Origin of the sequence: Microbispora triticiradicis (assembly GCF_005864065.1) — a bacterium.
Taxonomy (GTDB): Bacteria; Actinomycetota; Actinomycetes; order Streptosporangiales; family Streptosporangiaceae; genus Microbispora; species Microbispora triticiradicis.
Window position 1 is genome coordinate 74536 of the sequence record NZ_VANP01000009.1, and the last position, 13978, is coordinate 88513.

Sequence of the window (13978 nt, forward strand, 5' to 3'; positions counted from 1 at the left end):
CCGGTCGTGCCGGGCGTGCCGTGGGCGGGGTGCCGGGCACGCGCGTGACGGCAGGCGCTTCCTCGTCGCGTGGAGTCGCTCGCTTCTCGCCTCCAGTCACTGCCGGTCCGCTCCGGACGGCCGGCGACCCGGCCGGGCCGCTCCGTCGCCTCCCGCCGGCCGGCGGGACGCTCTGGCAGGCGAGAATAACCTTTCGGCCCCAATCATGGAGGTCTCTTGACCGGAGGGCCCAGGGTCTAGAGCGATTCTTTACCTATTGCCATGAAATTTCCCCGTTAAGGATGCTGAAGAGGACGGCGTCGGCCCAGCCCCCCGGCACGGGCAGCGCCTGCCGCATGATCCCCTCCTCGATGAACCCGGCCTTCCTCGCGACCCCCTGACTGGCCCGGTTGCCCGTCGCCACCAGCAGGTGGACCCGGTGGAACCCCAGGTCGAACAGGTGCGCGGTGGCCATGCGGGCCGCCTCCACGGCGTACCCCTGGCGCCTGGCCCACGGCGCGATCCAGTACCCCAGCTCCGCGTCGCCGCGCTCGTGGTCCTCGCGCTGCACGCCGACGGCGCCGGCCAGCCGTCCCCCGTCCCGCGGCTGTATCGCGAAGTTGCCACCATAGCCGGGGCCCGGCGCGTGCGCGAGGCGGGTGCACCACTCCAGCGCGCGCTCCAGCGTGTAGCCCTCGGCCCACGGCATCCAGCGGGCGATCTCCGTGTCGCCTCTGACCGCGTCGACCATGTCGAAGGCGTCCTGCCGGACGAAGGGCCGCAGGACCAGCCGCTCGCTCTCGATCCGGCGGCGCGGCGCCTGCCGCTCGTCCCCGCGGAGCCTGCCGAAGACCACCAGGTCGTGCGGGCCGTCGTCCTCGAACCCGGCACCGCGCAGCAGGCCCTCACGGACGAAACCGGCCTTCTCGGCGACCCGGATCGACGCCAGGTTGTCGGCGTTGGCCCGGAGTTCGACGCGGCGCAGCACCCCCGTCCCCAGCAGGCGGCCGGCGAGCCCCCGCACCGCCTCGGTCGCGTATCCCCGGCGGCGGTACGCGGGGTGCACGCCGTACCCCACCTCGGCGATGCCCGCGCCCCACTGGGCCTTGAACATGCTGATCGATCCCACCACCCCGTCCCTGGCGTGCATCGCCAGGTGGATGCCCTGTCCCGAGCGCCACAGCTCGTGCACGCCCTGCGTCAGCCACTGGCCGATCCCGGAGGCGTGCCCCGGCGCGCCGGGCGGCAGCGCGGTGGTGTGGGCGCCGTCCTCGATGATCGCCCGAACCTGGCCCGCGTCACCCGGGCCGAACGGCCGCAGGATCAGCCGCTCGGTGTTGATCGTCAGCCGTTCGTCGAACAACGCATCGCTCCATCACATACAGGGATTTTTCGCCCGTCGCCGGTTAAGTAGGGCATGTCCTTCACCGCTCACGATGTTTGGGGCAGGCGGTTCGGGTACGAGGCACGACAGTGACCCTAATCGGGAGGTGAGGTCATGAGTATCCAACGCGGCAGCGACAAGCACGGCCGCCGCCTCGACGAACAGCAGAAGCACGAGACGCAGGGCCTCGTACAGGGCTCCGGGACCAGCCGGGCCGAGGAATGGCGGGAGACCGAGCCGACGCAGCAGCCCGAACAGGACATGTCGCCACCGCGCCGCCAGCCGCCCGGCCGCGAGCCGGGGACGCCGCTCGGCATCACCCCCGCCGATGTGGAGCGCCGCAGCCACCTCGCCACCTGGCTCAGCGACGCGGGCTTCCCCGCCGACCCCGCCAAGCTGCTCGGCCACGCCGAGCGCAAGAACGCCCCCGACGCCGTGATCGACGCCGTACGGCGGCTGCCCGAGATGAAGTTCCACAACATCGGGGAGGTGGCGGAGGCACTCGGGCTCGGAGTGGAACGCCAGCGCTGGTAGGGAGACCCGGTGAGACTCGACTTCATTCGCGGACTGTACGAGCCGGGCGGACCGTACGCCTCGGTCTACCTGGACACCGACCGGTCGTCCGAGGGAGCGGCCAACGTCGTCCAGCGGCGATGGGCTCACCTGCGCGAGCTTCTGGCCGCGGAGGGAGCGCCGCCGGAGGCCCTCGATCCCATCGGGGAGCTGATGCTCGATCCCGTCTGGGCGGCGCCCGGTCGCGCGGTCTTCGCGCGGCGGGGCGAGGTCGTGCTCACCGAGCCGCTCGCCTGCCGCCCTCGCCGGCAGACCGCGCGGTGGTCGCCGCTCCCGCACGTCGTGCCGCTGCTGGCGCAGCGCGGCGAGCACGTGCCGCACGTACAGGTGCTCGCCGACCGGGCGGGCGCCGAGGTGACCGTGGTCGCGGAGGGGCGGCGGCGCGAGACGACGGTGGAGGTCGCGGATTGGCCGATCCAGAAGACGGGCGCGGGCGGCTGGTCGCAGGGCAACTTCGAGCGGGAGGTCGAGGAGACCTGGCGCCGCAACGCCGTCGCCGTCGCGGAGGTCGTGGAGAAGGAGGCGCACGGCGTCTGCGCCGAGGTCGTCGTCCTCGCCGGGGACCCCAAGGCGCGGGCCCTGGTGACCGACCACCTCGCCAAGGACGTCGTACGGCGGCTGACGGTGGCCGAGCACGGCAGCCGCGCTCCCGGCGCCGACCCGCACCATTTCCTGCAGGAGGCCGACGCCGCCTGCCGGGCCTGGGTCGACCGCCGGTGCGCGGAGTTGCTGGAGGCGTTCGCGGCCGGACCGGCCGTGGCGGGCCTGCAGGAGACGGCCCGCGCTCTGCGCGACCGGCGGGTCGGCACCGTGCTGCTGCGCGACGACCCGTCCTCCACCGCGACGATGTGGATCGGGCCCGAGCCCACCCACCTGTCCACCGACCCGGCCGAACTGGCCGCGTGGGGAGTCGAGGAGCCGGTGCGGGAACGGGCCGACGCCGCCCTCGCGCGGGCGGTGGCCGCGACGGACGCGGAGTTGTGGTTCGTCGATCGCATCGACTCGCCGGACGGCATCGGCGCCCTGCTTCGCTTCTGACGGCCCGCGTCAGGTGACGATCAGCACTTCGAGCGTACGGGGGCCGTGCACGCCCTCCACCCGGTTCAGCTCGATGTCGCTGGTGGCGGAGGGGCCGCTGATCCACGTCAGGGGCCGGACGGGGTCCAGCCTGGCGACCGCGTCCGGCACCCCGGCGACGATCTGGCCCGCCCGCACCACGCACAGGTGATAGTCGGGCACCAGCGACAGCGCCCGCCGCCCCTGGCCGGGCCCGGCGTCCAGGACGATCGTGCCGGTATCCGCCACGGCCACCGCGCACGTGGTCAGCACGCCGTCCAGCGCGTCGAGATCGGCGGCGGTCAGCGGCGGCTCGTCGGCCACGAGCTCGGCTTGGGCGGCGGCCGGCCACGCCGCGGGGAACCCCCCGGGCACGGCGACCCGCCGCGCCCCGCGTTCGGCGAGGGACCGCGCGACCCGCTCCGGCACGGCCGCCTCGGCCACGACGTGCACGACGGCGCGGTAGTCGCGGAGCCGTTCCTCGAACAGCCGGACCTCACCCTGCGTCTCACCCGGCGTCGCGGACGGGCCGCGATAGGCCCGCGGGATCTCGACGTCGGGCACGCCCGCGAGAGCGGCGCGTACCCGGGCGAGGATCAGGTCGCGGGAACGGCTCATCGGCGGCCTCCGTCCGTGCGGTCCCACCAGTCGCGGAAGGACTCCCGGGGGATCTCGGGCAGGTCCCTGGTGTCCGTCCAGGCCGCCGGCGGCCCGGGGAGCCGCCGGGGCACCAGGTTCCGCAGCCGTCCCCCGATCCGCTGCATCCGGGCCAGCCGTCCCGACCGCCGCAGCACCCAGCCGGCGGCGGCCATCCCCGCGCGTTCCGGCCAGGGATGCGGGCTCCGGGCGCGCAGGTCGACCAGCACCGACGGGATGTCGATGGCCACCGGGCAGACGTCGTAACAGGCGCCGCACAGCGAGGAGGCGTACGGCAGCGAGCGGTCCAGCTCGGAGCTCATGCCGCGCAGCTGCGGCGTGAGGATCGCCCCGATCGGCCCCGGGTAGACCGACCCGTACGCGTGGCCGCCCGTCCGCTCGTACACCGGGCAGACGTTCAGGCAGGCCGAGCAGCGGATGCAGCGCAGCGCCTGGCGTCCCACCTTGTCGGCGAGGACGCGGGTGCGGCCGTTGTCGAGCAGCACGAGATGGAACTCCTGGCCCTCCGTCGCGCCCGTCCACATCGAGGTGTACGGGTTCATCCGCTCGCCGGTCGAGCTGCGGGGCAGGAGCTGCAGGAAGACCTCCAGGTCGCGCCAGGACGGCAGCACCTTCTCGATGCCGACCACGCTGATCAGGGTGGTCGGCAGGGTGAGGCACATCCGCCCGTTGCCCTCCGACTCCAGCACGACCAGGGTGCCGGTCTCGGCGACCGCGAAGTTGGCCCCCGAGATCGCCACCTTCGTCTTCAGGAAGCGCTCGCGCAGGTGCAGCCGGGCCGCCTCGGCCAGCGCCGCGGGATCGTCGGTCAGGTCCTCCGGGGCGGGGCGGCCCCAGCCCGCCATGCGCCCGGCGAAGATCTCCCGGATCTCCGCGCGGTTGCGGTGGATCGCCGGGACGACGATGTGCGAGGGCCGGTCGTCGCCGAGTTGCACGATGAGCTCGGCCAGGTCGGTCTCGTACGCCGTGATGCCGTGTTCGAGCAGCGCCTCGTTGAGGCCGATCTCCTGGGTGGCCATCGACTTGACCTTCACGACCTCGGTCTCGCCCGTGGCCTTCACCAGGCCCGCGACGATCTCGTTGGCCTCGGCCGCGTCGGCGGCCCAGTGCACGTGCCCCCCGGCCGCCGTGACGGCCTCCTCCAACTGAAGCAGATACCGGTCGAGGTTGCGGAGGGTGTGCTCCTTGATCGCCCGCCCGGCGTCGCGCAGCGCGGCCCAGTCGGGCACCTCCGCGACCACGCTCGCCCGCCTGGCCCTGATCGTCCGGGTCGCCTTGCGGAGGTTGAACCGCAACTGCGAGTCGCGTACGGCTCTCGCGGCGTTCCGGGGGAAGGGCCGGGTCGCCGGCATCCCGAGGAAGGTGACGCTCGCCGCGCTCACCGGGCGCTCACCGCGTTCACCGGACCTCATCGGGCGCTCACCGGACGCCCGGCGGCGCCCGCCGGCTCGGCCGCGCCGAGGATCTCGGCCAGATGCATCACCCGTACGCCCGAGTTCTGCCGGGCGAGCATGCCGCCGATGTGCATGAGGCACGAGTTGTCGGCCGCGCACAGCACCTCGGCGCCGGTGTCGAGGACCGCCCGCACCTTGTCGGCGCACATCGCCGCCGACACGTCGGCGTTCTTCAGCGCGAAGGTGCCGCCGAAGCCGCAGCACTCCTCCGCCCCCGGCAGCGGCACCAGGTCCAGCCCCTTCACCTGGCGTAACAGGGTCAGCGGCCGGTCGCCGAGGTGGATGCCGCGCAGCGAATGACAGGTCGGGTGGTAGGTGACCCGGTGCGGGAAGCTCGCCCCCACGTCGGTCACGCCCAGCACGTCGACGAGGAACTCGGTCAGCTCGTACGTCACGGCCACGACCCGATCCACCGCGTCCGCGAAGGGCCCGGAAGGCCCGGCCAGCTTCGGGTACTGCTCGCGGATCATCGCCGCGCACGAGCCGGAGGGCACGACCACCGCGTCGTAGCCGCGCAGGACCGCCACGCTGCGCCGGGCCAGCCGTACCGCCTCGTCCCGGTAGCCGGTGTTGGCGTGCATCTGGCCGCAGCAGGTCTGGCCGCGCGGGAACTCGACGTCGACGCCGAGCCGGCGCAATAGCGTCACGACCGCCCGCCCGGTGCCCGGGAAGAGCGTGTCGTTGACGCAGGTGACGAACAGGGCGACCCGCACGTGCCCTCCCGGCGTGTACGGTCGGACCGGATTCGGACCGGATACGGTCAGACCATACCTCCTGGTCCGTATCCGGCCGCCCGGGGGCGGCCGGGGACCAGCCGGACCGTCCGGCCGCCGCATGCGCCCGTCCCGGTCCGCCGTCTCAGCCGGAGACCTCCCGCCACGCGGCGCGCAGCTCCCGGCTCAGGCGTTCCGGAGCGTCCTCGGCGATGTGGTGACCGCTGTCGACTCCCCTGCCGACGACCTCGGGCTCGACCCACTCCTGCCAGACACCGGTGATGTCGTCGTAGAGGACGGGCAGGTCGTCGCGCGTTCCCCAGAGGACGAGAGTCGGGCACTTGACGCGGTGGCCCGCCTCCATGTCCGCGTCGTCGTGCTGCCGGTCCACGCCGAGCCCGGCCCGGTAGTCCTCGCACATCGCGTGGATCCTCTCGGGGTCGCTCAGCGACTCCTGCAGGTCCTCCCAGGACTCCTGCCCCAGTTGTTCGGGCCCTTCCTGGTACCACAGGCTCAGGTTCGACCCGATGACGGTCTCCGGTTCCGGGCTGGGCTGGGCGCGGAAGAACCAGTGCCACCAACGGGTGGCGAAGTTCGCGTCGCACCGCGCGAGCGCCGCGCCGATCGGCACGACGTCGAGCGCGGTCAGGTGCGTCACCGCGTGCGGATGGTCGAGGGCGAGCCGGGTCGCGACGTAGCCCCCGCGGTCGTGTCCGACGACGTGGAAGGTGTCGTGCCCGAGCGCGCGCATCAGTTCCAGGCAGTCGTTCGCCATGCTGCGCTTGGAATAGGACGAGTGGTCGGGGGTCGTGGCCGGCTTCGACGACTGGCCGTACCCCCGCAGGTCGGGGCAGACGAGCGTGTAGTCGGCGGCGAGCAGCGGGGCCACGCGGTGCCAGGTCATGTGCGTCCGGGGATGCCCGTGGACGAGAAGCACCGGCGGCCCCGAGCCGCCGTGCCGGACCCGCAGCGTCACCTCGGTCAGGTCGACTCGATCAAGCGTGAATCCATCGAACATACCGTGCTTACTTCCTTCCGGCGGGGCCGGCACACACGATGGCCGGGATGTTCCGGCATGTGGAACCGGGCGCTGCGCCACGCGGACGCCACGGGCGGTGGAGGCCGCCCGGCTCAGGCGAGCGTCACGCCGTACGCCCGCATCCAGGCGTCCACCTCGAGGATCGGCAGCAGCAGGTGGCTGGCGTTGAGCCAGGTCATGGTCCTGGACCCGGCCCGGGTGAGGTCCTCCACCCGCTGGGGATCGAACACGCCGAACAGTGGGGAGCTCCGATCGGTGAGGATCTTGTCGATCGACCGCATGACCTCGGCCTCGTAGGCGGGGTCGTGCGTCCCGGGATATCCGCTCTTCGCGCGGTCCAGCGTCGCCTGAGGCAGGATGTCGGCGAAGGCGAGCCGCAGCAGGCTCTTCCAGTGGCCGTCCGCGTTCTTCATCTCCCAGGGCACGTTCCAGACGTACTCGATCAGCCGGTGGTCGCAGTACGGCACCCGGACCTCCAGGCCGACCGCCATGCTCATCCGGTCCTTCCGGTCGAGGAGATAGGTGAGCGGGCCCTTCAGGCTGAAGTACATGACCTCGCGCATACGCGCGTTCAGGCCCGTCTCGCCGGGAAGGCGCGGAACCTCCGCCTTCAGCGTCAGGTAGCGGTCGTGCTCCGCGTCCGCCGGCCGGACCCGGCGGTGCAGGTCCGGCGCGAAGCAGTCGGCCAGGCGCGGGGCGTCCCCGATCCAGGGGAAGCGGTCCCGCCGGACCAGGCGCTCGTCGTGGAACCACGGGTATCCGCCGAACACCTCGTCGGCGGCCTCCCCCGAAAGGGCCACGGTGGAGTGCCGCCGGATTTCCTTGAACAGCAGGTACATGGACGTGTCGAACTGTCCCAGCGACGGCAGGTCACGGGCGCGGCGCGCCGCGGGAAGGGCGCCGATGACGTCCGCGGTCTCCAGGACGATGTCATGGTGCCGGGTGCCGAGGTGACGGGCGGCCAGCCGGGCGTACGGGCCGTCGGGTTCGGGCCGCAGCTCCGTGGGCTTGAAGTCGCTGTCGTCGCCCGCGAACTCGACCGAGAAGGTGTTGAGAGGTCCCTCGCCGGCCTTGGTGAGGCTGCGGTGGGCCAGGGCGGACATGATGGTGGAGTCCAGCCCGCCGGAGAGCATGGCCGAGCGCGGCACGTCCGCGACGAGCTGCCGGTCGACGACGTCTTCGAAGAGCTCCCGCACGGTTCCCACGGTCGTCTTCAGGTCGTCGCGGTGCTCCCGGCTGACCAGGCGCCAGTAGGGGAACTCACTGGCGCCGGCGCGCGAGAACCGGACGAGGTGTCCCGGGCGCACCTCTCGCAGTCCCCGCAGCGGGGTCTCGCCGGGCAGCGAGAGGCGGGCGTTGAAGAGGATCGGGAGGCTCTCCTCGCCGACCACGGGGGTGAAGAGCGGGCTGGCCATGATGCCCTTGGGCTCGGAGGCGAACAGCAGGCCGCCCGGATAGGCGTGGTAGTAGAGCGGCTTGACGCCGATGCGGTCGCGGGCGAGGAGAAGCTCCTCCCTGGAGGCGTCCCAGATCGCGAAGGCGAACATGCCGTTGAAGCGTTCGACGCAGCTCGCGCCCCATTCGAGGTAGGCGCGCAGGACGACCTCCGTGTCCGAGCGCGTCGTGAAGCGGTGGCCGCGGGCCATGAGCGTGCCGCGGAGCTCCTGGAAGTTGTAGACCTCGCCGCTGTAGACGAGCACGACCGGTTCGTCGTACGGCCCGTGGCGGGCGATGGCCGGCTGGGTGCCGCCCTCGAGGTCGATGATCGACAGCCGGCGGTGACCGAGCGCCGTGTGCGGGCCCGTCCACATGCCTTCGGCGTCGGGCCCGCGCAGGGACATGGTCCGGGTCATGCGCCGCAGCGCCGGCGTCTCCTGCCGTAGATCACGCCTGAAGTCGATCCATCCCACTATGCCGCACATCGGGTTTCCTTCCTGGGGTGAGCGAACTGATCAGCGGGCCGCGGTGTCCGGCCCTTCACCGGAGTGGTGGGACGGGAGGCCGCGCAGCCGGCGACGCAGCCGCAACTGCTCGGCACGGAGGTCGTCGAGGTCCCGCGGGCCGAAGGCGGCGGGGGCGTCGGGCCAGTGCCGCCGGAGCGCCCGCAGCGCGCGGGGAGTCGGACGGGCGGTGCCGTGCCGGTCCACCACGAGGCCGTCGAGTTCCGCGCGGGCGGTGTTCCACGCGACGGCCTCTCCTTCCGCCGTCTCCGGGGGGAGACGGAGAGTCACGTCGCGGCCGGTGATCGTGACCGGGTAACCGCCCGGCAGCCCTCGGGGCCCGGGCACGTGCCCGGCGTAGCCCCGCTCCTCGTGGAGGACGGCGTCCAGCACCGCAGCGCCCTCCGCGGCTCCCATCTCGTTGAGATGTTCGCGGGGCCGTGCCCGGATCAGACCGAGAATGTCGGCGACGTCGCCGAGGGGCCGGTCGTCGAGCCAGGCGAGCGCCTCCTCCGCGGGGCTCGGCGGGGGGTGGAGATGTGCGTGGTGGGCGAGGAGCCTGAGCCGTGACCCCTCGCGGACGCCCAGATGGGCGCGGAGCGCCATGGCGAGGCTGGACACGTTGCCCAGGCCGCACAGCACGGGCACGCCCGCGGCGTACACCATGCCGTTGACCGCGTCGGGGAAGCAGGCGTTGATCACGGCCGTGTCCCCGCCGGCCTCCGCGCTCGCCCGCGCGCAGCGCAGGACCACGGCCGCCTGGAGCGGCAGGGTGACGCCGAACCCGGCGGTGCGCACCAGGTCCGTCCAGGCCGAGGGTGTGGACCGCATCTCCGCGGGGGACTGGTCCGAGGCGCAGAGCACGAGGGCCGCGGGCCGGACCCGGGCGAGGAGAGGACGGAGGTCGTCTCCCCCCGGCACGTCGAGCGCGTGGGGCGAGAACCCGACGGCGGTTCCCGCGAGTGCCGCGTGGGCGCCGGCGACGGCGCAGAGGTCACGGGCCCGGCCCAGGTCGCGGCTGACGACGTGGACGGTGGCCGGGCCGGACGCCAGGTGGGCGAACGACCGCACCAGGGCACCGGCGAAGGCTCCGGTGCCCAGGACGACCACGCCGCGGGCGGGGCGGCCGGTCACTGCGCCGGTCACTGCGCCGCTCGATGCGCCGCTCGATGCGCCGGTCATGGTGCCGTGCTTCCCGGCGGCGTCGGGCAGGACCCCAGGAACGCGTCCAGGTCGACGATCTCGGGTTCCGGGACTCCCGGGCACCGCGCGCTGACATCCAGCCTCGGTGGCCGCCGCGCGTCGGTGAAGTACACCGGGGTGAGGGTCTGCCGGTCGTCGATCCGCAGCAACGGGTTGGCGACGAGGAAGTCCCTGACCGCGGGGGTGTCGCGGCGTACGTAGATCCGCATCCGTTTCGTGGAGAAGTGGTTCGGCGGCAGTTCCAGGCGGGGCGCGAACTTGCGTTTCCACTGGAAGATGCCCTTGCTGACGAAGGCCTCGGTGCCGAAGAAGTCGACCCGCGGCACACCATGGGCGCAGGCCCACAGCAGGAGCAGGTGATAGACGGCCTTGAAGGCGCCGCTCCGGTAGTGCTCGTCCCGGCCGTCCAGGACGCCGAGGAGGCGGGTGGTCAGGGTCCGCCGGTCCGCGGACCACTGGCACAGGACGCCGGCGACGCGCGTCCCCGCGCGGTCGGCGACGAAGAAGAGCGTGCCGCGCGGGAGGATCGCGTGCCGGGCGACGGCGAGCCGCTCCGTACGGCTGCGGTCGCCGTGCCGGTGGCCCATGGTCGGCACATGCATCCGGTGGTAGAAGAAGTCGAGCGCCCCGGGTGAGGAGTCCTCCTCCAGCCTCCAGTCGTGCTCCCGCTGGTTGCGGCGGAACTGCCACCGTTCACGCCGGGATATCCGCTGCTGGAGTTCCTCCTCGCCGTCCGGGATGTCGACCACGAGGTGGATGCGGAAGGGCGCCGTCAGACCGCCGAGCGAGGGCAGCGTGCTCATCCGCTGTTCCTCCGCGCCGATGACGACCAGGTCGGCGTCCGGCCAGCGGCCCGCCGCGATGTCCCGCCAGCCGGTCGAACCGGTGTCCCGGCCCGCCGTCTTCCAGCCCAGCTGGGCGCGCTGGTGCTCCATGAGTTGCAGGATGTTCGTCTGCCCGATGGGCAGGCCGGCATAGGCGATGCCGGGGCCGTCGCCTTCGGCGTGGGAGAGGACGACCGGCACGGAGGAGGTCAGGGTGTCGGTCAGGCGGCGGGCGGCCCGCCACACCGGCCGGGGCGTGTTGTTCCACGTGTAGGCGAGCCGGGCGAGCGCGGGCGTCAGGCCCGGCGCCCCGGACGGGCGCGCGGTGGGCTCCGGGGGTACGGAGGCGGGTGCGGCATCGGTGATGTGGACGGGCATGGGTGTCTCCTGGGAGGACCGGGCCGTTACCGGGCGGCCGCCGCGTGGACGATGTCCCGCAGGTCGCCGAGGGAGCCGATCGAGGACAGGTGGTGGGCCTCGGGCGGCCGGTAGTCGCCGGTGTGGTAGGAGCCCGAGCCGTGGACGAGGACGTCCTGCAGGTCCAGCAGCCCGCGGTCGGCCGCGTTCAGGACGCCGGTGACCGCCATGACCAGCGACCATTCGCGGACCTGGCGCGGGTCGGCCGGCAGGTCGACGCCCGCGGGTTCCAGCAGGCGCCGGATCGACGGGTAGCGGTCGAGGCACTCGGCCAGCGACACGACGATCCCGCCCCCGCCCTGGGTCTTGATGATCTCGTTCATGCGGGGCGAGGTGACCGGCGTACGGGTGTAGAACGTGGGGTCGAGGTCCTCGTCGGAGGCGTAGGCGACGCGCGGGAAGTGCGGGTCGGCGTGCTGCGTGAGCAGCCCGTCGTGTGACGTCCACTCGGGCCGGTAGCCGAACGTCCCGTGGTAGAGGCTGGCGACCATGTCGGGCGTGCCCAGGTGCTGGACGAGGAAGTATCGCGCGCCGGTTCCGGGCCACTCCCGGCCGGTGTGCCACTGCTGGCCGTAGAAGTGGCCCAGCAGGCCGAAAGCGCTCGACACGGAGTGCGCGTGCACCCGGGCCGCGGCCGGCAGGCGGTCGCGTTCGAACAGAGCGCGGGCGGCGTCCGCGACCGCGTAGTTGGCCAGGTCGAGCGAGTGCCAGAGCCGTACGCCGTGACGGTCGAAGACGGCGTGCGCCTCCTCGTCGGCGACCGCGCGCGCCAACGTCTTGACCTGTCCCGCCTCGCCGGAGTCGAGGACGGCGAGGGGATTGCGGCGGCGCGAGCGAGGATCCTCGACGAGGGCGGAACGCCACAGCTTGTGGCGGGACGCCGAGGGCACGACGCAGACGATGCCGAGTTCGTCCTCGCCGGCCAGCCCGGTCTCGTGCGCCCGCTGGACCGCGTCCCGGAGCGCGGTGGCCTTGTTCGCGCTGGACGGAGTGATGATCATGACTGCTTCGCCGGTGCGCCGGATGTGCGCGACCGCCCGGGCGACGATCATCAGGGACGCGAAGGTCTTGGTCGTACGCGTCCGGGGGTTGTGCATCAGGTTCAGCAGAGTCAGCCGGGTGTCCCTGTACGGCTCCAGCTCGTGCGCGGTGATCAGGCTGGGCGCGAAGAACGCCTCGAGTTCGGGCGTGAGCGGGGGAAGGCTCCAGCCGGGGGTGAACGCGCCTCCGTCCGGCGCCCCGGACCGCGCGCGGGTCTCGGCGTGCGCGAGGATCCGCGACAGTTCGTCGTAGTACCGGACCAGGGCGGGACGGGTCGCGGCGGACGCGCTCGCGGACGCGACCGGGGCGGTGGCGGTGACGGTCATCGGGGGGATCCCTTCGCGAGCAGGTCGCCCCGGACGAGCCGGGACATTCCGGCCGCCGCGGCCGTCGCGGGCACCCGGGCCGGGTCGGGGCCGACGTCGACAGGCCTGTTGTCCCGGTCGACGAACACGATCCTCGGCTGCAGGAGACGCGCGGCCTCCTCGCCCACGGTCTTGTAGGCGATGATGATCACCAGGTCGCCCGGCGAGATGAGCCTGGCCGCCGCGCCGTTGATCCCGATGATCCCGCTGCCCCGCTCGCCTTCTATGACGTAGGTGCTCAGGCGGTTGCCGTTGTCGATGTCGACGATGTCCACCTTCTCGCCCGGCAGGAGATCGGCGGCGTCGAGCAGGTCCCGGTCGAGCGTCAGGGAGCCGACATAGTGCAGGTCGGCCTGAGTCACGGTGGCGCGGTGGATTTTGCTGTGCAGCATGGTCCGGTACACGTGGGGGCCCTTCGTCGAGTGGGGGATCAGGCGGCGATCTGGATTCGGCGCAGGTGGCGGCTGCGGTCGCTGAAGGCGTTGCGCGCGTGCAGGAGACGCCAGTTGTCCCACACGAGCATGTCGTTCCTGTGGTAGTGGATCGCCACGTGGTCGTCGTCGAACGCGGCCTTCCAGCGCTCCTGGATCTCGACGACCGGGTCGTGGTCGTCCCGCAGGAGGTTGTTGCAGCTGAATCGGACGATCAGTCCGTCCTCGGTGTCCTCGAGGATCGGGTGACGCGTCTTGAGGTCCAGGCCGAGGCGCTGCACCCCTTCGGTGGTCTTCCAGTCGTAGTCGGTGGCTTCGAGCATCTTGCGCTCCTCCTCCGACAGCGCGTCGACCCAGGGACGCGTGTCCGCGAGCGTGGTCTCCCCGCCCGGACCGCCGGCCGGCGTCACGCACCACAGGGCGATGTAGCGCGGCGGCGCGATCGCGAAGTCGTAGCCCTCGGTGTGCGGGGTGAGGGGCCGCGTGTTGCCGGCGTGGTAGACGTCGTCCATGCCTGGCTCCGGCCGGACGTCCCCGACCACTGCTCCGGTGTAGTTCGGCACGAACGTCCCCTGCGCGCGGCAGAACCGCACGGGGTCGAACCGGTCGGGGACGTTGCACATGAGGACGTATCCGTGCTCGTCCATGAGCTGGCGGAACGTTCTCATCAGCAGTTCCTCGGCCAGCGGCTGCCCGTTGAAGTCGACCTGCGAAAGGATGCTGATCGGAGAATGCGACATTACTCCTCCTGTTTTTGCCGGACATGACGGCATGATTCGAACCACACAATTCGAGGGTGCGGAGATCGAGCCGGCGAGATGCCGTAATAGAAGATCCACCGGGATCGACTTCCGTGGATCATCGAACGTTTTCCACCATAACAAATGGACTTTCAGCATTGT

13 protein-coding genes are annotated in these 13978 nt (G+C 72.2%); 2 read left to right on the forward strand and 11 right to left on the reverse strand.

The window, feature by feature from the left end:
- Positions 1-253: 253 nt before the first annotated feature.
- The gene (locus tag FED44_RS22950) at positions 254-1342 is read right to left on the reverse strand and encodes a GNAT family N-acetyltransferase (protein WP_111700857.1); all 1089 of its coding nucleotides are present in this window, start codon (positions 1340-1342) and stop codon (positions 254-256) included.
- 135 nt (positions 1343-1477) lie between these two features.
- Between FED44_RS22950 and FED44_RS22955 the strand changes: the two genes are divergently transcribed.
- Both FED44_RS22955 and FED44_RS22960 read left to right on the forward strand, forming a co-directional pair.
- Positions 1478-1897 carry a DUF2795 domain-containing protein gene (locus tag FED44_RS22955; protein WP_111700858.1) on the forward strand — a complete coding sequence of 140 codons (420 nt, stop codon included), beginning with the start codon at positions 1478-1480 and terminating at the stop codon, positions 1895-1897.
- A gap of 9 nt (positions 1898-1906) precedes the next feature.
- Positions 1907-2974 carry a baeRF2 domain-containing protein gene (locus tag FED44_RS22960; protein ID WP_138461991.1) on the forward strand — a complete coding sequence of 356 codons (1068 nt, stop codon included), beginning with the start codon at positions 1907-1909 and terminating at the stop codon, positions 2972-2974.
- A gap of 9 nt (positions 2975-2983) precedes the next feature.
- Here the strand turns inward: FED44_RS22960 and FED44_RS22965 are convergent, their stop codons facing one another.
- From FED44_RS22965 to FED44_RS23010, 10 genes are all read right to left on the reverse strand, one after another.
- A complete protein-coding gene (locus FED44_RS22965; RefSeq protein ID WP_138461992.1) occupies positions 2984-3610 on the reverse strand; it encodes a LutC/YkgG family protein in 627 nt (208 codons plus the stop codon).
- Positions 3607-5001, reverse strand: a complete 1395-nt coding sequence (locus tag FED44_RS22970) for a lactate utilization protein B (protein WP_208759142.1) — start codon at positions 4999-5001, stop codon at positions 3607-3609. The genes FED44_RS22965 and FED44_RS22970 overlap by 4 nt, the downstream gene beginning before the upstream one ends.
- A 56-nt stretch (positions 5002-5057) precedes the next feature.
- Positions 5058-5816: a (Fe-S)-binding protein gene (locus FED44_RS22975; protein ID WP_111700862.1), complete on the reverse strand. Its 759-nt coding sequence runs from the start codon at positions 5814-5816 to the stop codon at positions 5058-5060.
- A gap of 145 nt (positions 5817-5961) precedes the next feature.
- Complete coding sequence (locus tag FED44_RS22980) at positions 5962-6834, reverse strand: alpha/beta fold hydrolase (RefSeq protein WP_138461994.1); 873 nt, start codon at positions 6832-6834, stop codon at positions 5962-5964.
- Positions 6835-6947: 113 nt separating this feature from the next.
- A complete protein-coding gene (gene asnB / locus FED44_RS22985) occupies positions 6948-8777 on the reverse strand; it encodes an asparagine synthase (glutamine-hydrolyzing) (RefSeq protein ID WP_138461995.1) in 1830 nt (609 codons plus the stop codon).
- A 30-nt stretch (positions 8778-8807) separates the two neighbouring features.
- Positions 8808-9941, reverse strand: coding sequence for a potassium transporter TrkA (locus tag FED44_RS22990; protein WP_138461996.1), 1134 nt, complete (start codon positions 9939-9941; stop codon positions 8808-8810).
- A 32-nt stretch (positions 9942-9973) separates the two neighbouring features.
- Positions 9974-11200 carry a hypothetical protein gene (locus tag FED44_RS22995; protein WP_138461997.1) on the reverse strand — a complete coding sequence of 409 codons (1227 nt, stop codon included), beginning with the start codon at positions 11198-11200 and terminating at the stop codon, positions 9974-9976.
- A 26-nt stretch (positions 11201-11226) separates the two neighbouring features.
- Complete coding sequence (locus FED44_RS23000) at positions 11227-12606, reverse strand: DUF6002 family protein (RefSeq protein ID WP_138461998.1); 1380 nt, start codon at positions 12604-12606, stop codon at positions 11227-11229.
- Complete coding sequence (panD, locus tag FED44_RS23005) at positions 12603-13049, reverse strand: aspartate 1-decarboxylase (protein WP_138461999.1); 447 nt, start codon at positions 13047-13049, stop codon at positions 12603-12605. Before panD ends, FED44_RS23000 begins: the two co-directional genes overlap by 4 nt.
- A gap of 26 nt (positions 13050-13075) precedes the next feature.
- A complete protein-coding gene (locus FED44_RS23010) occupies positions 13076-13816 on the reverse strand; it encodes a TauD/TfdA dioxygenase family protein (protein WP_138462000.1) in 741 nt (246 codons plus the stop codon).
- Positions 13817-13978 lie beyond the last annotated feature (162 nt).